The sequence below is a fragment of the Streptomyces pseudovenezuelae genome (genome assembly GCF_029892565.1).
Lineage (GTDB): Bacteria > Actinomycetota > Actinomycetes > Streptomycetales > Streptomycetaceae > Streptomyces > Streptomyces pseudovenezuelae_A.
Genome location: NZ_JARXVH010000032.1, coordinates 24,327 through 45,161, shown reverse-complemented (window position 1 = coordinate 45,161; position 20,835 = coordinate 24,327). Strand labels below are relative to the sequence as shown.

Sequence of the window (20,835 nt, the reverse complement as noted above, 5' to 3'; positions counted from 1 at the left end):
ACGGGGAAGGGGACGCCCCGTACGTACAACCCGGCGGACCTGTCCGGCACGTTGAGCGAGCGGCTCAGCGCAGCCAGGGCAGGTCCGCACCCGCTTCTTTCGGCTGAAGGCCCTCGGCGACGATCTCCATGATGTCGCCCAGGGCCTTCTGCTGCTCCGGGCTGAGCCGCTCGAACACCGCCTGCCGTACGGCCGCCACATGGCCCGGCGCATTGCGCCCGAGCACCTCGAAACCCTGGTCCGTCAGCACCGCGAACTGGCCCCGCTTGTCCGAAGGGCAGTCCTCGCGCCGCACCCAGTCGCTCTTCTCCAGCCGCGCGATCGCGTGCGAGAGCCGGGAGCGGGTGATCTTCGCCATCCTGGCCAGCTCGGTCATCCGCAGCCGCCGCCCCGGCGCCTCCGCGAGCACCACGAGCAGCCCGTAGTAGATGTGCGGCATGCCCGCGTCCCGCTGGAGCTGACGGTCGAGATGGTCTTCGAGAAGCGTGGACGCCTGCATGTAGGCACGCCAGACACGCTGCTCGTCGGCGGTGAGCCAGCGGGGTTCTTCCGAGTTCATGGACTCCACTGTACGAAACTCTTCTTGAAGATTAAACAAGTGGCGCGTACGCTGTTGCACACAGGAAGTTTTAGAGTTCAAGTAACTGGGTCCGAGCAGACGACTCAGGCAACTGCCCCCGGAGGAAGCCGCCGCCATGTCCGCCGCCACGCAGGAGCGCATGCCCGCCCTCTACCTCAGTCACGGCGCCCCGCCGCTCGCGGACGACCCGATCTGGCCCGGCGAACTCGCCGCCTGGTCCGCCGACCTGCCCCGCCCCAAGGCGATCCTGATGGTCTCCGCCCACTGGGAGGAGGCCCCGCTCGCCCTCGGCGCGGTCGACCCGGTCCCGCTGGTCTACGACTTCTGGGGCTTCCCCGAGCACTACTACCAGGTCCGCTACGACGCCCCGGGCGCCCCCGAACTCGCCGATTCCGTACGGAAGTTGCTGCGCGTCCCCGGTATCCCCGTGCAGGACGTCCCGGACCGCGGCCTCGACCACGGCGCCTACGTCCCGCTCGTCGAGATGTTCCCCGCCGCCGACATCCCGGTCCTGCAGATCTCCATGCCGACCCTCGACCCGGTCAAGCTGATGGAGATCGGCCGCCGGCTCGCCCCGCTGCGCGACGAGGGCGTCCTGATCGTCGGCTCCGGCTTCTTCACCCACAACCTCGCCGCCCTGCGGCACACCGGCGGGGGAGTGCCCACCTGGTCCTCCGAGTTCGACGACTGGGGCCGGCGGGCGCTGGAGGCACGGGACTGGGACGGACTGCTCGACTTCCTCCACAAGGCCCCGGCCGGCCGCTACGCCCACCCGCGCACCGAGCACTTCGCCCCGCTCTTCGTGACCATGGGCGCGGCCGAGGTCACCGGCGAGCTGGACGCGCAGAAGTCGGTGATCGACGGGTTCTGGATGGGGATGGCGAAGCGGTCGGTGCAGTTCGGCTGAGCCCTGTCCGCTTGCGGCGCCTGGAGCTACAGCTCCTTCTCGTACCAGGCGACGTCCCAGTAGCGGCCGAACTTGCGGCCCACCTCCCGGTAGGTGCCGACGTACCGGAACCCGAAGCGTTCATGCAGCCGCGTGGACGCTTCGTTGGGCTGTGCGATGCCGGCGTAGGCGCGGTGCAGGTCCTCGTCCGCCAGCGCCTCGAAGAGGGCCTTGTAGAGCAGCGTGCCGATGCCGCGCCGGCCCGCGCGCGGGGCGACGTAGACCGTGACCTCCACCGAGGTCGAGTAGGCGGGCTTCGGGCGGTAAGGGCTGGATGTGGCGTAGCCCAGAATCTCCTGTGTGTCCGCATCTACGGCAACCTTCAGCCGGTGCGGGCCGTCTTCAGGGTGGGAGAGCAACCAAGGGCGGCGCTCTTCCGGAGTGAAGACAGCGGTATCGAATGTGATGGGCGTCTCACGAACGTAGTGGTTGTAGATGTCGGTGAGGGCTTCGAGGTCTCCCTCGACTCCCGCCCTGACCTGCACCTCTGTACGTTCCGACGACACCGGACCACCTCCGTGGCGGCACAGGGTACTGCATGATCAGAAAAATCGGGGGGCAGGTTGGGAATTCTGTCCGGATTCCAGTCGTTGTTTCCTTCGGATGCAGGGCACCCGAGAAGGGTGCTGAGGGGTACTCGACGGTGAGTGCCCGGTGTCCGACAGACCACCCGCCAGCCACCATCGCAAGGGAGCTCGCATGGCAACCCGTGCCGTCGCCCGTCGTAAGTCCGCCTCTGGCGAGACGGCCGACAGGGCAAGCAGTGTTCGCGCCCGCGCCGGCGAGATCGCCGACCGTGACCTGGTCGGCATGTACCTCGACGAGATCGCGCGCACACCGCTGCTCGACGCCGCCAAGGAGGTCGAGCTGTCTCAGATCATCGAGGCGGGTGTGTTCGCGCGACAGGTTCTCGAGGGCTACGAGGATTCACAGGCCGAGGCCAGCCGCGAGGAGCTGCAGGCCCTGGTCGACGAGGGAGAGCGCGCCAAGGACGTCTTCATCCGCTCCAACCTCCGTCTGGTCGTGGCCGTGGCCCGTCGCTACCCGCGCAGCGGCCTGCCCCTGCTGGACCTGGTCCAGGAGGGCAATGCGGGCCTGGTGCGCGCGGTGGAGAAGTTCGACTACCGCAAGGGCTTCAAGTTCTCGACGTACGCGACCTGGTGGATCCGCCAGGCGATCACCCGCTCGATCGCCGACCAGTCCCGCACCATCCGGCTCCCCGTCCACCTGGTGGAGGAGCTCGGCCGGATCCGCCGCGTCCAGCGCGAGTTCAACCGCGAGCACGGCCGCGACCCGGAGCCCGCCGAGATCGCCGCCGAGCTCGCCTCCACACCGGAGCGCGTCATCGACGTCCTCGACTGGGCCCGCGACCCGGTCTCGCTGAACATGGCGGTGGACGACCAGGGCGAGACCCAGTTCGGCGACCTGCTGGAGGACACCTCGGCGGTCTCCCCCGAGCAGTCCGTCCTGACCCTGCTGCGCAGCGAGGAACTGGACGACCTGATCGGCCGCCTGGACCCGCGCACGGCCTCCATCATCAAGATGCGCTACGGCATCGACGACGGCCGTGAGCGGACGCTGACCGAGGTCGGCAAGGAGCACGGCCTGACGCGCGAGCGCATCCGTCAGATCGAGAAGCACGCGCTGCTGGAACTGAAGAAGCTGGCCCGCGACACCGGCTTCGAAGCGGCGGCGTAAAACCGACACCGACCCCGACGTCTCGTGGCGAGGGGGGCGCGCGACTCCCGGCAGGTGCCGGGCAGCGTACGACCGTCCTTCGCCGCGTACGCCGGGTGGCGGAACACCGGCGCAAACATGGCTGTGTTCCGCCGCTTCAAATCTCCGGGCCCCGGGAACAAGACTTCAGGGCCCATGAGTTCGGGTCAGGGGGCACCGCCCCCGAGACCCCCTTGGACCACGTCCCGACGCACTCCCCCCCGGTGCCGGGACCTTCCCTGAGCCGGGCTTCGGCGCCCTCCCCCCGGGCGCCGGGGCCCGGCTCTCTTTGTCGCCCGCTGCTGCCGCCGCTTTTGTCGTCCGCGGCCGGGCAGGGCAGAGTGGGTGGCGGGGCACCCCGAACCTGAACCCCGGGGTGGCCCGCCGAATGGCAGATTGTGCCACATGGGCATAGCCTGCCGATGTGAGCAGCTCCACCCCCGCACAGCCTTCCCGCGCCGCCACTTCTGTGTCGCCGGGTCCGACACCCCCTCCCGCCTCGCTGACCGAACGGCGGAAGGCCGCGACCCGGATGGAGATCGCCCGCGCGGCGGCCGGGCTGTTCGTCAGACGCGGACTGCGCGCCACCCGGGCCGAGGACATCGCCCAGGCCGCCGGCATCGCCCCGCGCACGTTCTACCGCTACTTCGCCTCCAAGGAAGAAGCCGTCGCCCCGCTCTACGCGGCGGGCGCCGAGCGCTGGGGCGAGGCGCTGCGCGCGGCCCCCGCCGACCTCTCCGTACCCGAGGCACTGGAACACGCCGTACGCCACACCCTGACCCCGGGCGTCGGCGTCTCCGCCGCCTCCTGGGAACTGGTCCGCACCCTCATCCGCCTCACCGACACGAGCCCCGCACTGCGGAAGGTGTGGGCGGAGGTGTCGCACGAGGCGGAGGGACGGCTGGGGGAGGTGCTGGCCGTACGGCTGGGGGAGTCTGCGGTGCAGGGTTCCGACGGGGATGCCGACAACGTTGGCAGCGGTCTCGCCCGGTCTCCCGGCCTGCGCTTCGCGGCCGCCACCGCCAGCGCCGCCGTACGGGTCGCCGTGGAGGGCTGGGCAGCCGGTGAAGCACCGGCATCGGGTCCGAAGGGACCGGCGGCGATGGCGCTACGGAACCTGGAGGCGCTGCGGGACTTCCCGTGGGGGGAAGTGGCGCGGGGGTAGGGCGGAGGGGGAGGGCACGTGGCTCGGATGATGCCGATGCCGATGCCTGTCCCGCCTCAGCCGCCCGCGGCCCGTGTCAGCCGGCCACCCAACTCCCGTACGCACTCCATCAGTTCAGCGGGCTCCTGGACCGTGAACTCGAAGCCCGGCATGGCCAGCCGGACCGCCAGCCACTCCTTCGCGTCGGCGACCGTGGCGCGCAGTCGGCAGGTGTCGGCGTCGAGGGGTTCGGGTGTTCCCAGCCAGGTCGGGAGGCGGGCCGCGACCGACTCGGCGGGGGCGGCGAAGGTGACCTCGAAGTCGTACGACTCGTGCCGGCGCTGCATCGAGCGTCGCAGGTACTCCGCCGCGCTCCCCGTCGGCAGCTCCCGCGGAGCGAACCGCGCGCCCGTCGCGAAGGGGTCGGCGACCCGGTCGACGCGGAAGGTGCGCCAGTCGGCGCGGTCGAGGTCGTAGGCGACGAGGTACCAGCGGCGGCCGGTCGAGACCAGGCGGTAGGGCTCGGTGAGGCGGCGCGACTCGGTGCCGTCGGCCGCGCGGTAGGCGAACCGCAGCCGCTCGCGCCCGGCCACCGTCGAGGCCATCACGGTCAGCGTCTCGGGTGCGATGCTCGCGCCGTCGCCGCTGGTCAGCGGGGTGGTCGCGGACTGGAGGGTGGAGACGCGGTGGCGCAGCCGGGAGGGCAGCACCTGTTCCAGCTTGGCGAGGGCGCGTACGGAGGCCTCGTCGACGCCCTCCAGCGCGTGTCCGGCGCCCGCGCGCAGGCCGACCGCGATGGCCACCGCCTCCTCGTCGTCGAGGACCAGCGGGGGCATCGCCTTGCCCGCGACGAGCCGGTAGCCGCCGTCGGAGCCCAGGGAGGCCTCGACGGGGTAGCCGAGTTCGCGCAGCCGGTCGATGTCGCGGCGGACCGTGCGGCGCGAGACGCCGAGCCGGTCGGCGAGCTCGCCGCCGGGCCATTCGCGGGGCGTCTGGAGGAGGGAGAGGAGCTGCAGGAGCCGTGCCGGGGTGTCCGTCGTCATGAGTTCGAGGATGCCGCAGAACTAGGACACGATCTGACCTAATGGCCTTCTAGGTTCGTTCCATGACCTCAACGGAGACCACCCCTCTCAGCGCCCGGCCGGCGACGCCGGCACCGGATGACGGTGCTCGGGCCGCCGCCGGCGACCGGCGTCGCTGGTTCGCCCTCGCCATCGTGATGACCGCGGCCTTCATGGACCTCGTCGACGTCACGATCGTCAATGTCGCGATCCCGTCGATCCAGCGGGACGCGGGCGCCTCCTTCAGCCAGATCCAGTGGATCACCGCCGGTTACGCGCTCGCCTTCGCCGCCGGCCTGATCACGGGCGGTCGGCTCGGTGACATCCACGGCCGCAAGCGGCTGTTCCTCATCGGCATCGGCGGCTTCACGCTCGCCTCCGCGCTGTGCGGCTTCGCCGCGAACCCGGAGATGCTGGTCGCCTCGCGGATCCTGCAGGGCGGGATGGCGGCGATGATGGTGCCGCAGGTGCTGTCGATCGTGCACGCCACCTTCCCCGCCCATGAGCGGGGCAAGGTGTTCGGGTTGTTCGGTGCCGTCGTGGGCCTGGGCGCGGTCATGGGACCGTTGCTCGGCGCCCTGCTCACCGAGTGGAACCTCTTCGGCCTCGAATGGCGCCCGATCTTCCTCATCAACCTGCCCGTCGGCATCGCGGGCCTGATCCTCGGCAGCCGCTTCATCACCGAGTCGAAGGCACCGCGCGCGCTGAAGCTGGACCTGGTGGGCGTCGCCCTGGTCACCCTCGGCCTGCTGATGCTGCTCTACCCGCTCACCCGCGGCGAGGAACTGGGCTGGCCCGCCTGGGGGTTCGTGTCGATGTCCGGCTCGATCGGCGTCTTCTCCGGGCTGGTGGCGTACGAGAAGAAGAAGGCGGCACGGGACGGTTCCCCGCTCGTCGAACTCTCCCTGTTCAAGGTGAAGAGCTTCGCGGCCGGCATCGCCGTGCAGACCGTCTTCGGTGTCGCACTCGGCATCTTCTTCCTCGTCTGGACGCTGTACATGCAGATCGGACTGGGCTGGAGCCCGCTGCGGGCGGGGCTGACCGGCGTACCGTTCTCCATCGCCGTCTCGGTGGCGGCCGGGATGTCCGTACGGAAGCTGGTGCCGCGCGTCGGCGGACGCAACGTCCTCCAGGCCGGTGCGCTGGTGATGGCCGTGGGCGTGCTGCTCTACCTCTGGGAGTCCGAGCGGTACGGACTGGGCATCGCCTCCTGGCAGATGGCGCTCCCGCTCGTCGTGATGGGCGCCGGCATGGGCCTGATCTTCGCCCCGCTGACCGACACGATCCTGTCCGAGGTACCGCGCGAGCACGCGGGCTCCGCGTCCGGACTCATCAACACCGTGCAGCAGATGGGCAATGCGCTCGGGCTCGGGCTGGTGTCGGTGGTCTTCTTCGGCGCGATGGACGACCACCTGGCGCCGGAGCGGGTGGGGGCGGCGTTCGTGGACGCGTTCCAGGGGGCGCTGGGGTGGGTGGCCGGCGTGATGGGGCTGATCTTCCTGTTGATGTTCGCGCTGCCGGGGCGGGGGGCCAAGGCGGTCAAGGAGGCGCAGCCGAGCGGGAGTTGAAGCCGTACGGCGACGCAGGCGCCGTGGACAGGACCCCGCCCCGAGGTCGTACCGGGGCGGGGTCCTTGATGTGCCGAACGCGGCACTACGTACATGAATGATCGCTTCTGAGTGGAACACTCCGGTTTTTAGGTGTCCCACGCGCTCAACTTGCGTGCTCTGCAACAAAACTGACAGGTCATAAGTTCACCGTGCGTGGGCGAACCGGTTGTTGGACCGACGGGCGGCGACCTTGTTCCTTAGTCGACATTTGTTGATGTGCGAGGGTGAACTGTGGATTCCCGTACGGGATTCCGTTCCTCGTGCGGAAACGCCGTATTTTCTGTCGGTCCTGATTACCTCCAGAAAAGAAATTACTGAAGCGGTGGCGGGTTAATTGGGTCGGTGGTGGCGGTTCGCTCCGCCGGGTCCGGTGGGTGTGCTTCCGGCCGGTGAGGGGGTCGGGCGGATGGGTGCGTGTTGACCGAATCTGTTGACTCTTGATCGGTGGCCTTCAATTGATAACGCTGTCACGGCCCTGTGCGGTCGGGGCCGTCTCGCCCCTGTTTGGATAAAGGGGGTAAAACGTACGGCCGGGTGGGGCGCCATGTCGGCACGTGCGGGGTGCTGTGTTGTCCGTAACGAACCCCCGTGGGCGGGGGTTTCGGCTGGCCATGCGCTGGCGGTGGCTGACTGTCGCCTGACGGGGAGTGACCGAAAGGCCATCCGTGGTGTTTACTGGGCAGCGGTCTGATCCCTGGTGGGTCCGGACCTTTCCGGGAGGTCCTGGGGGTGGTGCCCCGGGGCCTCTCGTTTTTGCTTTGGGTTTGTGCGGGCGTCATATGTCGCTCACCCGGGAAGGGTCCTGCCGCACCCTGTGGGGTGCGCCGATAACCGGGATCCGTAATTGCGCAAAAGCCCGGTGGCTTTCCTGTCCGGATTGCGCGTGATCTTCTGTAACAAAACCCCGGAATGAGGGGTTTGCGTCATGATCACTATTTGGCGCCGTGCCTTCGAAAACACGACTGGCTCTGCACTCGCGGCGAGGGGTAGCTTTATCTCGCTCAACCGTCTCCACCCCCGCCCGGCCTCACCACCCGGGCGCTGTCGTACCTCTCGGAGAGGGAGCAGGACCCACCACCCGGAACCCCGCTGACCAGTGGGGTTCCAGAGCGCCAACAGAACAGGGATCAACGTCGATGCGCACCGTCAACGACGACGGCGTCATTCCGCCGTCGGGCCGCGGACACCGCGGTACCTCACCCGTGACACGTCGTCACCACAGCGCGCCGCAGGGCGCGTACGCCGGGACACGCGCCGCTGCGGGCGCCGGAGCGGGGGAGTGAGCATGCCCGCGACCGTCGACACCTCCCGGCCGACCGGCCTGCTCCTGGGCCACGAGGACAAACCAGAGGGAAGCTTCCTGCAGCGCCTCCCGGCCGAGGACTGGCAGACCCTGCTGCAGGCCGGACTGCGCGGCCGTGTCTTCGGCCGGGACGAGCTCCTGCCGCTGGGGTCGGACGGCCGGGACGTGTACATCATCTGGGAGGGCGTCGTACGGCAGGACCGCTTCCCGCTGGGCGAGGGGGACAACGTCCCCACCGTCACGCGCTTCCGGGGCGGCGGTCAGCTGGTCGGCGAGGCCAAGCTCGTCACCCCCGGCTCCGGCGTCCGCACCAAGTGCCTGGCCAGGACCGTGGCCATCCCCTGCCGCGCACGCCACTTCAACGTCCTGCTGCGCCGCCGACCCGAGATCCAACTCGCCCTCCTGTGCAGCCTGGAGGACCGAAACCGCAGCGACGAGCTCGTGTACGCCATGGCCACCCGGCCGCCCCTGGAGCGCATCGGCAGACTGCTGGCGCACCTCGCCGACACCGTGGGTGTCCCCGACCCGCGGACGGGCTGGACCGTCATATCCGGCCCGGGCCAGAAGGACATCGCCGCCGCCCTCCAGATCGCCATGTCCACCGTGGAGAACGCGATCCGGACCCTGCGCTACCACGGCGACATCGAAGCCCGGTACCGCCAGTTCATCGTTCACGACGTCGACGCGCTGCGTCACTTCGCCGCCGGGAGCTGACCACAGCATGATGACCAGCACCACCACGCTGGCGATCGGCACCGGCGCCGGCTCCCTCGCGCTGACCGCCGTCTCCTTCCTGGTCACGGGTGTCCTCGCCACGTACACCCTGCTGCACCACAAGCAGGTCTTCGCCTGGATGCGGACGATCCGCAGCAAGGACGAGGCGAACACCGAACTCGACAAGCCCGCCGAGTGGCTCGCCGACCTCTACAAGGCCCAGTGCCGCCTCGCGCAGAAGCCGTGCCGCGCCGACGACTTCGAGGACATCTCCCAGATCAACAACATGATCAAGGGGATCGCCGACCATGTGGAGGCCGTCCGCCCCGAACTGGCGAAGGTCGTCGAGCGCGTCGACGAGTACATCGCCACCGCCCTGCCCGACCCGGGTCCGGCCGTGAAGGTGCCCCTCCTGGAGCACCGCACCCAGCTCGCCAGGGCCATGCGCCAGGAGGCGGCCCGCAACGAACTGGTCCGCGCCGTCATCGCCGCCCAACAGAAGATCAAAACGCAGCGGCACAGCTGACGGACCGGAGCGCCTGCCGCTGACCGACACGAGGGGCTGCTGCCCGTTTACGTCTGAGTCGTGTCCGAACCCGTTTACTTTCCGGAAATCCGGGCGTAGCCTCCGAGAGAAACCACAAGTTCGGGCATTGGTCGGGAACGGTCAGGCATCGAGTCGGAGGCGAACGGACATGTACGCACCGGAGCGGCAGCAGGAGATCCTCCGGCTCGCCCGTGACGGCGGCCGGGTCGACGTCGTGTCGCTCGCCGAGGAGTTCCAGGTGACGGCGGAGACGATCCGCCGGGACCTGAAGGCCCTCGACCGCGCCGGCCTGCTCCGCCGTGTGCACGGCGGTGCCATACCGGCCGGGCGTCTCGACTTCGAGCCGGACCTCGCCGAGCGCGAGAGCACCGCGGCCGACGAGAAGGACCGCCTCGCGAAGGCGGCCGTCGCGGAACTGCCGAGCGAGGGCACGATGATCCTCGACGCCGGTTCGACCGTGGCGCGGCTGGCCGCCGGCATCCCGCTGGAGGCCTCCCTCACCGTCGTCACGCACAGCCTGCCCATCGCCGCGCGCCTCGCGGACCACCCCGGCATCCAGCTCCACCTCGTCGGAGGGCGCGTGCGTCACCGTACGCGCGCCGCCGTGGACGCCTGGGCGCTGCGGGCGTACGGCGAGATCCGGGCGGATGTCCTGTTCGTGGCGGCCAACGGCTTCTCCGCCGACCACGGCCTGACCACCCCCGACCTCGCCGAGGCCGCGGTGAAGCGCGCGGCGGTCGCCGCCGCCCGCCGCGTGGTGCTGCTCGCCGACTCCTCCAAGTACGGCCAGGAGCACTTCGCCCGCTTCGGCGACCTGAACGACGTGGACCTGCTGATCACCGACAGCGGGCTGAGCCCGGAAGACGCCGCCGACATCGAGCGCGGTGGTACGGAAGTAGTGCGCGCATGATCCTCACGGTCACCCCCAACCCGTCCCTGGACCGTACGTACGAGGTCCCTTCGCTGGAGCGCGGCGAGGTCATACGCGCCACCGGCGAACGCATGGACCCGGGCGGCAAGGGCGTCAACGTCTCGCGCGCCGTCGCGGCCGCCGGACGGCGCACGGTCGCCGTCCTGCCCCTGGGTGGTGCGCCGGGCGCGCTCGTCGCCGACCTGCTCGACGCCCAGGGCATCGAGGTCGCGCCGGTCCCGGTCGCGGGCGCCACCCGCTCGAACATCGCGCTCGCGGAGGCGGACGGGGTACTCACCAAGATCAACGCCCCGGGTCCCGAACTGTCGCCGGAGGAGCAGGAGTTGCTCCTGGAGACGGTGCGCGCGCAGTCACGGGACGCGGACTGGATCGCCTGCTGCGGCAGCCTCCCGCGAGGGCTCGCGCCCGCCTGGTACGCCGATGTCGTCGCGCGGGCGCACGCCGGGGGCGCTCGGATCGCCCTGGACACCTCGGGGCCCGCACTCCTCGAAGCGCTGCGCGAGCGGCCCGACGTCGTGAAGCCGAACGCGGAGGAACTCGCCGAGGCCGTCGGACGCCCGCTGGCCACGGTGGGCGACGCGGTGAAGGCGGCCGAGGAGTTGCGCGAGATGGGCGCGCGCGCCGTGCTCGCGAGCCTGGGCGCCGACGGGCAGTTGCTCGTGGACGGCTCGGGCGCCTGGTTCGGCAGCGCGCGCGTGGACGTCGTACGCAGCAATGTGGGCGCCGGCGACTCCTCGCTCGCCGGATTCCTGATCGCCGGCGGCAGCGGACCGGAGGCCCTCGCCTCCGCGGTCGCGCACGGCGCGGCGGCCGTCCAGCTGCCGGGCAGCGTGATGCCGGCGCCGGGCGACCTGGACCCGGCCGCGGTGACGGTGACGGCCGAGATACCGGCGGACCGCGCACTGACGGAGCCGGTGTCATGAACCTTCGTATGCCTCCTCGTACACCCCCTCGTATGCCTCTTGGCACTCCTCTTCGGCCGGCCCCGGGGCGGCGGGGCGATCCCTTGGTCGCCTGCCCCGGTCCTGTGACTCCGGGCCCCGGTTTCCCCCACTCCCCGCACCCCCATCACCCCCCGCTCCCCACAACCCCCCACACCGCCCCCGTCCCCATACGCGCCCACTCAACTCCCCGGGCGATACGCGTGCGAAGGAGCCCGCGATGAGCGACATCATCACCGCGGACCTGGTCGATCTCGACCTGTCCGCCGATACCAAGGAAGCCGCGGCACGCGCCCTGGCCGAGCGCATGGTGACTCTGGGGCGGGTGACCGACCTGGAGGGTTTCCTCGCCGACGTCGCCGCGCGTGAGCAGCAGATGCCGACCGGCCTCGACGGCGGCATCGGCATCCCGCACTGCCGCAGCGAGTACGTCACCGAACCGACGCTCGGCTTCGGGCGCAGCGCGGCCGGGGTCGACTTCGGTGCCCCGGACGGCCCCGCCGACCTGATCTTCCTGATCGCCGCGCCCGCCGGCGCCGACGACGCCCACCTGACGATCCTGTCGTCGCTGGCCCGGCATCTGATGAACGCCGAGTTCACCGACGCGCTGCGGTCGGCGGGCGACGCGGAGGCGGCTGCGGCGCTGATCCGCGGGGACGAGAGCGAGAGTGAGGGCGAGGGCGCGCGTGCCGCGTCGAGCGCCGCTGAGGGCGCCGTGAGCGCCCCCCAGGACACCGCTGCGGCGTCGGGGGCGGCCTCCGCCGATGCCGCAGCGGGTAGTGCGAGCCGGGCGCCGGGCGCACCCGACTCCGCCGAGCGCCCCTTCCGGGTCGTCGCCGTCACCTCCTGCCCGACCGGCATCGCCCACACGTACATGGCGGCCGAGTCGCTGGAGAACGCGGGCCGCGAGGCGGGCATCGAGATCGTCGTCGAGCCGCAGGGCTCGGCCGGCTTCACCCGGCTCGACCCGGCGGTGATCGCGGCGGCGGACGGCGTGATCTTCGCCCACGACGTGCCCGTACGGGAGAAGGACCGCTTCGCCGGCAAGCCGACCGTCGACGTCGGTGTGAAGGCGGGCATCAACCGCCCCGGCGAGCTGATCTCCGAGGTGCGCCAGAAGGCGGAACGGGGCGAGGTGACGGCCGGTTCGGGCGCCGCGACCCCCGTCGAGCGCGGCGGTGACACGGGCGAGGGCTACGGCTCCATGCTGCGCAAGTGGCTGATGTCCGGCGTCAGTTACATGGTGCCGTTCGTCGCGGCGGGCGGTCTGCTGATCGCCCTCGGGTTCGCGATCGGCGGGTACAAGATCAACAAGGCGCCGTCGGTCATGGACCACTTCCTGTGGACCCAGGCGGACAGCTGGGGCGCCCTGCTCTTCCAGATCGGCGGCGTCGCCTTCGGCTTCCTCGTCCCGGTCCTCGCGGGCTACATCGCGTACGGCATGGCGGACCGCCCAGGTCTCGTCCCCGGCTTCGTCGGCGGCGCGATCTCCCTCACCATCAACGCGGGCTTCCTGGGCGGCCTGGCGGCCGGTCTGATCGCCGGCGGCGTGGTGATGGCGATCCAGAAGATCAACATCCCGGCGGCGCTGCGCGGCATCATGCCGGTGGTGGTGATCCCGCTGATCTCCTCGGCGATCGTCGGATTCCTGATGTTCGTCGTCATCGGCAAACCCATCGCCTCCGCGCAGAAGGGCATGACCGACTGGCTCAACGGCCTCACCGGCTCCAACGCCATCCTGCTCGGCGCCCTGCTCGGCCTGATGATGTGCTTCGACCTCGGCGGTCCCGTCAACAAGGTCGCGTACACCTTCGCCACCGCCGGCATCGCGGTCTCCAACCCCAGCGACTCGGCGATGAAGATCATGGCCGCGGTCATGGCGGCCGGCATGGTCCCGCCGCTCGCGATGGCCCTGGCCACGACGGTCCGCGGCAAGCTCTTCACGCAGACCGAGCGCGAGAACGGCAAGGCCGCCTGGGTCCTGGGCGCGTCCTTCATCTCCGAGGGCGCGATCCCGTTCGCCGCGGCCGACCCGCTGCGCGTCATCCCCACCTCGATGGTGGGCGGCGCGATCACCGGCTCCCTGTCGATGGCCTTCGACGCCACCCTGCGCGCCCCGCACGGCGGCATCTTCGTGGTCCCGCTGATCGGCAACCCCTTCCTCTACCTGATCGCCATCGCGGCCGGCGTGTGCGTCACGGCCGCCCTGGTGATCGTCCTGAAGGGCATGCGCAAACCGGCCCCGGGCGCCGTGACCACGGATTCCCCGGACTCCACGGCCGCGCCGACGGCGGAGAAGAAGGAGCCGGTGGCGGCGTAACTGTCACGCTTCGCGTAAGTCTGCGAGATACATCACGGCCCGGGACCAAAGTCCCGGGCCGTGATGTCTACTGGGCGCATGCCCGATGAGCACGTCTCGATCCTGCAGTCACTGGGCGTGGCCCTGCTCGCCTTCGCCACGGTCGTCTGGCTGACAGGCCTGGTCCGCCTGCTGCGCCGCGCGCGCTCCGGCGCCGCTCCCTGGCGCGACGACCCCACCCTGCACGCGCTCCCGCACCAACGCCGAACGGCCCCTCACCTGGAGTCCGTCGAACTGACCCCGGCGGAGAAGGACGCGTTCGCGGGTCTCGTACGACAGCTCAGCAACGGCCGCTAGCGCAACGGCCACCAGAGCAACGGTCGCCAGCGCAACGGCCGTTGAGGCCTACACCCTTCTGGAGCCCTACGCCCTTCGGGAGACCTGCGCCGCCCGCCGCTCGATCGCGTCGCGGGCCGCGTCCTCCGTCACGTACACCTCGCACATGTGCCGCCCGTCCGGCGTCGCCGTGTGCTCGACCTCCCACAGGGAGACCTCCGCGCCGTCGCACAGCAGGAACGCGTGCTCGTAGAGCGAGAAGCACAACCCGGCGCGCACCGAACGGCACGGGCGCCCGAAGGCCTGCGTGATCTGGTGCGCGCACGCCATGGTCAGCAGATCGGCGGTGTCCGCGTCCGGCCGGTCGGTGTTCTCCGCGCGGCGCAGGAGCCGGCGCGCGTGATCCGCCGAGTCGTCCGGCAGGTACGCGTGGCGCGGCGCGGGGACCGGCGAGAGCTGCACCGTCACCGGCAGCTCGAAGTCCGGGGCGTCCGGCGGCAGCGGCAGGCGCGCGGTGGCCGCCCGCAGCTCCTCCTCGTCGACGTACACCTCGTGCTGCGCGGCGCTGCCCGGCGCGGTGTTGTGCACCAGCTCCCACAGGGTGAGCGCCGAGCCGTCGGCGAGCAACCAGGTGTGCCGGTATGTCTCGCGGTGCAGGCCCGCGCTGTGGTGCGCGGAGTGCAGCGAACTGTCGTGCGCCAGCGCGCAGTCGAGTCGCCGTATGGTCTCGTCCGGCAGCTCGAAGGAGTTCAGGGCACGGCCGAGGAGCCGCTCGAGGTGCTCCTCCGGAGACTCGGGCGACTCGGGTGGTTCGTACGCTGCCGTCTCGTACGGAACGCTCAAGGTTTCTCCCGGCGTTGCTGCATGTCACCTTGTGGGTGCATACCGTAGCCCCTCGGTCGGACATCATGTCCGGGAACCGAGAAAACGTACGTCCACAAAACGCGCGGGCCGTGCGGGGAGTTCCCGCACGGCCCGAAGATCCGTCAAAAACCGCCGGTCAGGCGGCACTTCCGGCGGTCCACTCGCTCCACGACATGTTCCAGCCGTTGAGCCCGTTGTCCGGGGAGACCGTCTTGTCGGGGGAGTTCTTCACGATCACTACATCCCCGATGAGTGAATTGTCGTAGAACCACTTGGCGTTCGTCGGACCCTGCGCGCCCTGCACGTCCGCGAGCCCGACACAGCCGTGGCTGGTGCCCGTCTGACCGAAGGGCGGGTTGGCCTTGTTGTACCAATAGTTCCCGTGGATGAACGTCCCCGACGAGGTCAGCCGCATCGCGTGCGGAACATCCGGGATGTCGTACTCGCCGCCGAGCCCGACCGTCCGGCTGTTCATCCGCGTCTGCGTGAACTTCTCGGAGATCACCATCTGCCCGTTGTACGTCGTGTGATCCGGGCTGCCCGACGAGATCGGGACCGACTTGAGGGTCTGACCATTGCGTACGACCGTCATGGTCTGCGTGTTGACGTCGACCGTGGAGACCTGCGAGCGCCCGATGGTGAAGGTGACGGTCTTCTTCTGCACCCCGTAGACGCCGTTCGCGCCCTGCACGCCGTCCAGGTCGATCTTCATCGTGACCTTGGAGCCGGCCTTCCAGTACTCCTCGGGCCTGAAGTCGAGCCGCTGCGCCCCGAACCAGTGCCCTTCGACCTTCTGCCCGCTGCTGGACGAGACCGTGATGTGCGACTGCACGGCCTTCGTGTCGCTGATCGCCTTGTCGAAATTGAACGACACCGGCATCCCGACACCGACCGTCGTGCCGTTGTCCGGCGTGTACGTCCCGATGAAGCTGTTGGCCGAAGAAACCGTGGTGAAGATCGAGTTGGCGGCGGCGGTCTTGCCGCTCGCGTCCTTCGCGGTCGCCGATATCTCGTACTTCGTCCCGCGCTCCAACTGCTCCTTCGGCTTCCAGCTGCTGCCGTTCGCCGACATCGCGCCGTCGACAGCCTGCCCCGACCCGGCCACCGTCATCTTCACGCCGGCCAGCCTGCCGCCGCTGACCTGCACACCGGTCGAGTTGATCGACGCGTTGGTCGAGCCGTCCTTGGCCGAGATGACGATCTTCGCGACGGACGTCTTGACCGACGTGTCACCGTTCTTGCCGTCGCTCTTGGTGTTGGAGTCCGCGCTGGCGTTGCCACCGCACGCGCTGAGGGTGAGGGTGCCGACCACCAGGGCGGCGATGGCCCCCAGTACGCGCCGCGCTGCTATGTCCGGCGTTGTCACGGGCTGCTCCAGGTTCGTGTGATGTGCGTGATCCGCTGCGATGCGTGAACAAAGAGGGACCCCGCCCCCGCACGGGTTCCCTCCGTTCCCCATGAACGCCATCGCGTGACAAAACCCGGACAATCACCGACGCGCTCTGGCCCGCGGGAACGCCGTGCCGAACGCCCTTCCTCTCTCCCCTGGGGCCCCCTCCCCCCTCCCCCCTCCCGCCCGCCCCGCCCCCGCCCCCGGCGTCACCGCCCCCCGTACAACTCCTCGTACGACGGCCACTCCCCGCCCGCCCCCGCCACCGACTCCGCGGCGCGCACGGCTCGTACGATCGCGCGCGTCACCAGGTCCGCGCCCGCCGCGAGGAGGTCGTTCAGCGCGAGAGGGTTCTCGGCGTCGAGCGCGCGTGCCCCGGTCGCCAGCGCGAACACCGTGTCCCCGTCATGCAGCAGATGCACCGGCCGCACAGCGCGCGCGATGCCGTCGTGCGCCGTGCCGGCCAGCTTCTGCGCCTGCGCTTTCGACAACTCCGCATCGGTGACGACGACGGCGAGCGTGGTGTTGAGCGGAGGGCGGGCGTTCTTCGCCTGGGACTCCGCGAGGCGCCGGCGCGCGGCTTCGTGCACCTGCACCTCCGGATAGTCCACGCGCCCCTGGAACAACTCCCCGTACAGCACGCCCGTTTCGGGATCCACCACCGACCCCGCCGCGTTGGCCACGACCAGCGCCGCCACCGTGACCCCCGAGTCGAGTACGACGCTCGCGGTACCGATCCCGCCCTTCAACGGCCCCGTCGTCGCCCCCGTACCGGCACCCACGCACCCCTCCCGCACCCGCGCCCCGGCCGCACTCGCCGCAGCCGCCTCGACCGCGGCCCGACCGGTGGCCGCGTCGGGCCGGGCGGAGAAGTCGCCGCCCCGCCCCAGGTCGAAGACGCAGGCCGCGGGTACCACCGGCACGACGTGCGTGGGATCCGGCCCAACGCGCACTCCACGCCCCTGTGCCTCCAGCCACGCCATCACCCCGGACGCCGAGTCGAGCCCGTACGCGCTGCCGCCGGTCAGGACGATCGCGTCGACCTTCTGCACGAGGTTGCGCGGGTCGAGGGCGTCGGTCTCCTTGGTGCCGGGCCCGCCACCACGCACGTCCACGGCGGCCACGGCACCTCCCTCCGGCGCGAGGACGACGGTGGTACCGGTGAGCCAACCGTCGCCGATACACGTCGCATGGCCCACCCGCACACCGGCCACGTCCGTCAATGCGTCAACTGTCATGGGCCCAGTCTTGCCCGACGCGGGGCGCGGTGGCGCGAGCGGCGTGGGGGCGCGTATTCGGGGCGCGGGTGCCCCGGGCGCCGGTGCTCGGGGCGCGGGTACTCCGGTCACACCTCCGGCGTCGCCGCGCGCTGCCCATGATCCTCGCCAGCCTCGCCAGCCTCGCCCGTCCCGCCCGCCCGGCGCTCCCCGGCGACCATCCGTGCCGTCAGCGTCACCCCGGTCACCACCGTCAGCGCGGACACGATGCCGGCGGCGAGTACCGCCCAGTCGCCCAGGAACGTGCAGAGGATCACCAGCAGGGCGGCGGTCGGCAGGACCAACTGCTGGGCCGTGCCCACCTTGTAGAAGCGCGCGTGCAGCACCCAGACCGTGAGCAGGTACAGCGCCGTCGGCAGGGTCACCGCGGCCGACGCGGCCAGTGTGGAGATGTGCGCCTCGCCGACCGCCTGCTCGACCGCCACCTCCAGGCCCGCGCCGATCGCGGCCGCCGAGGCGAAGATCAGGTAGTGGCCGTAACCCCACAGGAAGGACTGCCGGTTGGAGCGCAGGTGCCCGTGGATGGGGACCACGAAGTAGATCCACCAGGCGGCGAAGATGATCAGCAACCCGCCCGCGGCGATGGGCAGAAGCTCGCCCAGGGCGTCGTTCTCGTCGACCCCCGACTTCACGGCGATGGTGGCCGAGGCGATGGTCTCGCCGAGCACGATGATCGTGAACAGCCCGTACCGCTCGGAGATGTGGTGCGGGTGCCAGGAGGTGGGGTGGTCCTTCTCCGCGTAGATCGGTACGCACATCTCGAGGATCGCCATCACCAGGAAGACCCAGGCGCGGCCGCCCTCGGGGAGGACCAGCAGCCCCAACCAGCCGACCTGGCACAGCAGTACACCGCCGGCGTACCGCAACGCCGTCGTTCTCTCCGCACCCTCGCTCGACCACGCGACCCGCAGCCACTGTGCGCTCATGGCGAGCCGCATGATCAGGTAGCCCAGCCAGACGGCCAGGAACTCGTGGTCCTCGAACGCCCGGGAGATCCCGGCCGCCAGGACGAGCACTCCGGCGATCTGGACCAGGGTGACGACCCGGTAGAGCACGTCGTCGTTGTCGTAGGCCGAGGCGAACCACGTGAAGTTCATCCACGCCCACCAGATGGCGAAGAAGACCATCGCGTAGTTGAGGATCCCCTCGCCCGGGTGTCCCTCGGCCACGGAGTGCACCAGTTGGACGCCCGCCTGGGCGACGGCCACCACGAAGCACAGGTCGAAGAAGAGCTCGAGCGGGGAGGCGACGCGGTGCGCCTCGTCCCGGCCCCGGGCCGTGATCCTGCGCAGGGGTCTGTGGCGTGCGGGCTCGTCGGAGGACGCCGTCGGCGGAGTCGAACTGCTCGTCATGGGTCCAGCACACCAGATAATCCGCGGAAATTCTTGTGAAAGCATTCACAAGAGCGCGGGGGTCGTACTCTGGACGCATGACCACCGCCCCCGACCCCGCCACAGCCGCTGCCGGCGCCTCCGAGCCGCGCGAGCCGAAGCCGGCGCTGATCTTCGACGATCCGCTGGACCAGCAGTCCTCGGACGACACGGACCGCGGCTGGGGTGAGCGTCCCGGCGCCGACGGCGGCAGCGCGGCGGACCTGAAGCGCTTCCTCGACGAGAAGCCGCCCCACCACATCTGAGCCATGCCGACGGCCACGCCGCCCGCTGCGTCGCCTGCCGCACTGATCGCCGCGCCGACCGCCGACCGCCACGCTGTCCGCCGGGCCGGACGGACCCGGCGGACAGCCGCCGCTACTGCTACTGCTGCGGCTCGCCCTGCCCGGGGGCGCTCTGCCCCGAGCCGCCCTGCGTGGAGCCGCGCTGCGCGACCAGCGCGTCGCGGATCTCCTTGAGCACTTCCAACTCGGTCAACTCGATGACCTCGTGCGCGCCCTCCTTCGCCTTCTCCCGGGCCGCCTGCCGTGCCAGGTACTTCGACATCGGCAGGACCATCAGGAAGTAGACGACGGCCGCGGTGATCACGAAGCTCAGCGCGGCGCCGAGGACCGAGCCCCACATGAGCTGGATGCCCTTGTCGCCGGAGCAACTGTCGCTCAGGCACGAGCTGTAGCTGTCGAGGTTCTGGGTGCCGATCGCCCCGACGAGCGGGTTGATGAGCCCCTTCACCACCGCGTTCACGATGTTCGTGAACGCGGCGCCGATGACTACCGCCACCGCCAGGTCGACGACGTTCCCGCGCATCAGGAAGGCCTTGAAGCCCTGCCAGACGCTCGGATCCTTCTTCTCGCTCACCGCGGGGCCTCTTCTCGCACGCACAGGTTGTGGAACAAACAGCTCCGCAACCTACGTCAGGGCACGGCCGCCCTGTCCAATTGGGTAGCTCGAACGAGGGACTTGACAAGCGGTCGCGCAGAACGCGGACGACGTGGACGACCCGATTCGGCGCAAGGTCACCGCTCAGCACAGCGTCACCGCCAACCGTGCCGTGGCCCCGGCGCCGGCCAGCCGCGCCGCCAGCGAGCGAGGAACCGAGAGAACGACCAGCGCCCCGCTGTCGACCGAACTGTCCAACGGCTCCGGCACCTTGGTCACCCGCGCCCCGCGTGCGACCACGCGCGCGTCACCGCCCGTCGCCGTCTCCCGCGCGGCGATGACGTCGACCCGGTCACCGGGCCGCAGGAGCCGGACCGTGGCGCCGTCGGTGATCCGCACCGGCGCGGCCACCATCTCGACGGCACGGTGTGGTCGTACCGGCTCCGCCACCCGATGCCCACGCGCCCGGTCCGTGTCCTGCGGACCCGCCGCCACCAGCGCGGCCGCTGTCACGGCCAGGCCCGCGGCCAGGGCCCGCCGTCGATGCCGTACGAGCCGCCGCAGTTGATACCGCCCGCCCCGCACCCGCACGGGAGCGAAGTGCGGCACCTCGCAGGTGGCGGGAGCGTCGGTGCCGGGCGGGCGCTGGGCCCAACGAGGGGCGGGCCGGGCGGAGATGGGGGAGAGGGAAGGGGGCGAGCAGACGGGCGGAAGGGAAGGGTGCGGAAAGGAAGGGTGCGGAAAGGACATGCGGGTCACCACCTGCGACGAGGAATCGGCTTGCGAGCCCACGATGAGGCTTTTCGCCGACGCTCGCCGAGGCAGGTGGACTACCGACGGGTTGTGGACAACTCCCTCACCCGAACGGGACGTTCCGCGCTCGCCAGCCGTCCACAGCCCTCCGCA

The 20,835-nt window shown here is 70.4% G+C and carries 20 protein-coding genes; 11 read left to right on the top strand and 9 right to left on the bottom strand.

Going from position 1 to position 20,835, the window contains the following annotated elements:
• Positions 1-64: 64 nt before the first annotated feature.
• Positions 65-559, bottom strand: a complete 495-nt coding sequence (locus M2283_RS48165; protein ID WP_280882969.1) for a MarR family winged helix-turn-helix transcriptional regulator — start codon at positions 557-559, stop codon at positions 65-67.
• 136 nt (positions 560-695) lie between these two features.
• Here M2283_RS48165 and M2283_RS48160 point away from each other — a divergent pair, with 136 nt between their 5' ends.
• A complete protein-coding gene (locus M2283_RS48160; RefSeq protein WP_280882968.1) occupies positions 696-1,487 on the top strand; it encodes a dioxygenase family protein in 792 nt (263 codons plus the stop codon).
• A 26-nt stretch (positions 1,488-1,513) separates the two neighbouring features.
• On the opposite strand, the gene M2283_RS48155 is transcribed toward M2283_RS48160, so the two are convergent.
• Positions 1,514-2,032, bottom strand: a complete 519-nt coding sequence (locus tag M2283_RS48155; protein ID WP_280882967.1) for a GNAT family N-acetyltransferase — start codon at positions 2,030-2,032, stop codon at positions 1,514-1,516.
• Between the two features lie 193 nt (positions 2,033-2,225).
• Here M2283_RS48155 and M2283_RS48150 point away from each other — a divergent pair, with 193 nt between their 5' ends.
• Together M2283_RS48150 and M2283_RS48145 are read left to right on the top strand one after the other, a co-directional pair.
• Positions 2,226-3,224 (top strand): sigma-70 family RNA polymerase sigma factor, encoded by a 999-nt coding sequence (locus tag M2283_RS48150; RefSeq protein WP_280882966.1) that lies wholly within the window; start codon positions 2,226-2,228, stop codon positions 3,222-3,224.
• Positions 3,225-3,774: 550 nt separating this feature from the next.
• Complete coding sequence (locus tag M2283_RS48145; RefSeq protein WP_280882999.1) at positions 3,775-4,407, top strand: TetR/AcrR family transcriptional regulator; 633 nt, start codon at positions 3,775-3,777, stop codon at positions 4,405-4,407.
• A 56-nt stretch (positions 4,408-4,463) separates the two neighbouring features.
• Here the strand turns inward: M2283_RS48145 and M2283_RS48140 are convergent, their stop codons facing one another.
• Complete coding sequence (locus M2283_RS48140) at positions 4,464-5,429, bottom strand: helix-turn-helix transcriptional regulator (protein WP_280882964.1); 966 nt, start codon at positions 5,427-5,429, stop codon at positions 4,464-4,466.
• Between the two features lie 62 nt (positions 5,430-5,491).
• On the opposite strand from M2283_RS48140, the gene M2283_RS48135 reads away from it, so the two are divergent.
• From M2283_RS48135 to M2283_RS48105, 7 genes are all read left to right on the top strand, one after another.
• A complete protein-coding gene (locus M2283_RS48135) occupies positions 5,492-7,015 on the top strand; it encodes an MFS transporter (protein ID WP_280882963.1) in 1,524 nt (507 codons plus the stop codon).
• Between the two features lie 1,327 nt (positions 7,016-8,342).
• On the top strand, positions 8,343-9,074 hold the full coding sequence (locus tag M2283_RS48130) for a Crp/Fnr family transcriptional regulator (RefSeq protein WP_280882962.1): 732 nt from the start codon (positions 8,343-8,345) through the stop codon (positions 9,072-9,074).
• 7 nt (positions 9,075-9,081) lie between these two features.
• Positions 9,082-9,600 (top strand): hypothetical protein, encoded by a 519-nt coding sequence (locus M2283_RS48125; RefSeq protein ID WP_280882961.1) that lies wholly within the window; start codon positions 9,082-9,084, stop codon positions 9,598-9,600.
• A 169-nt stretch (positions 9,601-9,769) separates the two neighbouring features.
• On the top strand, positions 9,770-10,531 hold the full coding sequence (locus M2283_RS48120) for a DeoR/GlpR family DNA-binding transcription regulator (RefSeq protein ID WP_280882960.1): 762 nt from the start codon (positions 9,770-9,772) through the stop codon (positions 10,529-10,531).
• On the top strand, positions 10,528-11,475 hold the full coding sequence (gene pfkB / locus M2283_RS48115) for a 1-phosphofructokinase (protein ID WP_280882959.1): 948 nt from the start codon (positions 10,528-10,530) through the stop codon (positions 11,473-11,475). Before M2283_RS48120 ends, pfkB begins: the two co-directional genes overlap by 4 nt.
• Before the next feature lie 238 nt (positions 11,476-11,713).
• The gene (locus M2283_RS48110; protein WP_280882958.1) at positions 11,714-13,813 is read left to right on the top strand and encodes a PTS fructose transporter subunit IIABC; all 2,100 of its coding nucleotides are present in this window, start codon (positions 11,714-11,716) and stop codon (positions 13,811-13,813) included.
• 78 nt (positions 13,814-13,891) lie between these two features.
• Positions 13,892-14,149 carry a hypothetical protein gene (locus tag M2283_RS48105; RefSeq protein ID WP_280882957.1) on the top strand — a complete coding sequence of 86 codons (258 nt, stop codon included), beginning with the start codon at positions 13,892-13,894 and terminating at the stop codon, positions 14,147-14,149.
• A 66-nt stretch (positions 14,150-14,215) separates the two neighbouring features.
• Here M2283_RS48105 and M2283_RS48100 read toward each other — a convergent pair whose 3' ends face one another.
• The 4 genes from M2283_RS48100 to M2283_RS48085 form a co-directional block, all read right to left on the bottom strand.
• Complete coding sequence (locus tag M2283_RS48100) at positions 14,216-14,971, bottom strand: DUF6227 family protein (protein ID WP_280882956.1); 756 nt, start codon at positions 14,969-14,971, stop codon at positions 14,216-14,218.
• Between the two features lie 157 nt (positions 14,972-15,128).
• A complete protein-coding gene (locus M2283_RS48095; RefSeq protein WP_280882955.1) occupies positions 15,129-16,358 on the bottom strand; it encodes a L,D-transpeptidase in 1,230 nt (409 codons plus the stop codon).
• Positions 16,359-16,591: 233 nt separating this feature from the next.
• The gene (locus M2283_RS48090; RefSeq protein ID WP_280882954.1) at positions 16,592-17,620 is read right to left on the bottom strand and encodes a P1 family peptidase; all 1,029 of its coding nucleotides are present in this window, start codon (positions 17,618-17,620) and stop codon (positions 16,592-16,594) included.
• Between the two features lie 107 nt (positions 17,621-17,727).
• Positions 17,728-19,011 carry a low temperature requirement protein A gene (locus M2283_RS48085; RefSeq protein WP_280882953.1) on the bottom strand — a complete coding sequence of 428 codons (1,284 nt, stop codon included), beginning with the start codon at positions 19,009-19,011 and terminating at the stop codon, positions 17,728-17,730.
• A gap of 77 nt (positions 19,012-19,088) precedes the next feature.
• On the opposite strand from M2283_RS48085, the gene M2283_RS48080 reads away from it, so the two are divergent.
• On the top strand, positions 19,089-19,295 hold the full coding sequence (locus M2283_RS48080; protein WP_280882952.1) for a hypothetical protein: 207 nt from the start codon (positions 19,089-19,091) through the stop codon (positions 19,293-19,295).
• Between the two features lie 118 nt (positions 19,296-19,413).
• Here M2283_RS48080 and mscL read toward each other — a convergent pair whose 3' ends face one another.
• Positions 19,414-19,908 carry a large conductance mechanosensitive channel protein MscL gene (mscL, locus tag M2283_RS48075; RefSeq protein WP_280882951.1) on the bottom strand — a complete coding sequence of 165 codons (495 nt, stop codon included), beginning with the start codon at positions 19,906-19,908 and terminating at the stop codon, positions 19,414-19,416.
• 165 nt (positions 19,909-20,073) lie between these two features.
• Positions 20,074-20,679 (bottom strand): hypothetical protein, encoded by a 606-nt coding sequence (locus tag M2283_RS48070; RefSeq protein WP_280882950.1) that lies wholly within the window; start codon positions 20,677-20,679, stop codon positions 20,074-20,076.
• Between the last annotated feature and the right edge of the window lie 156 nt (positions 20,680-20,835).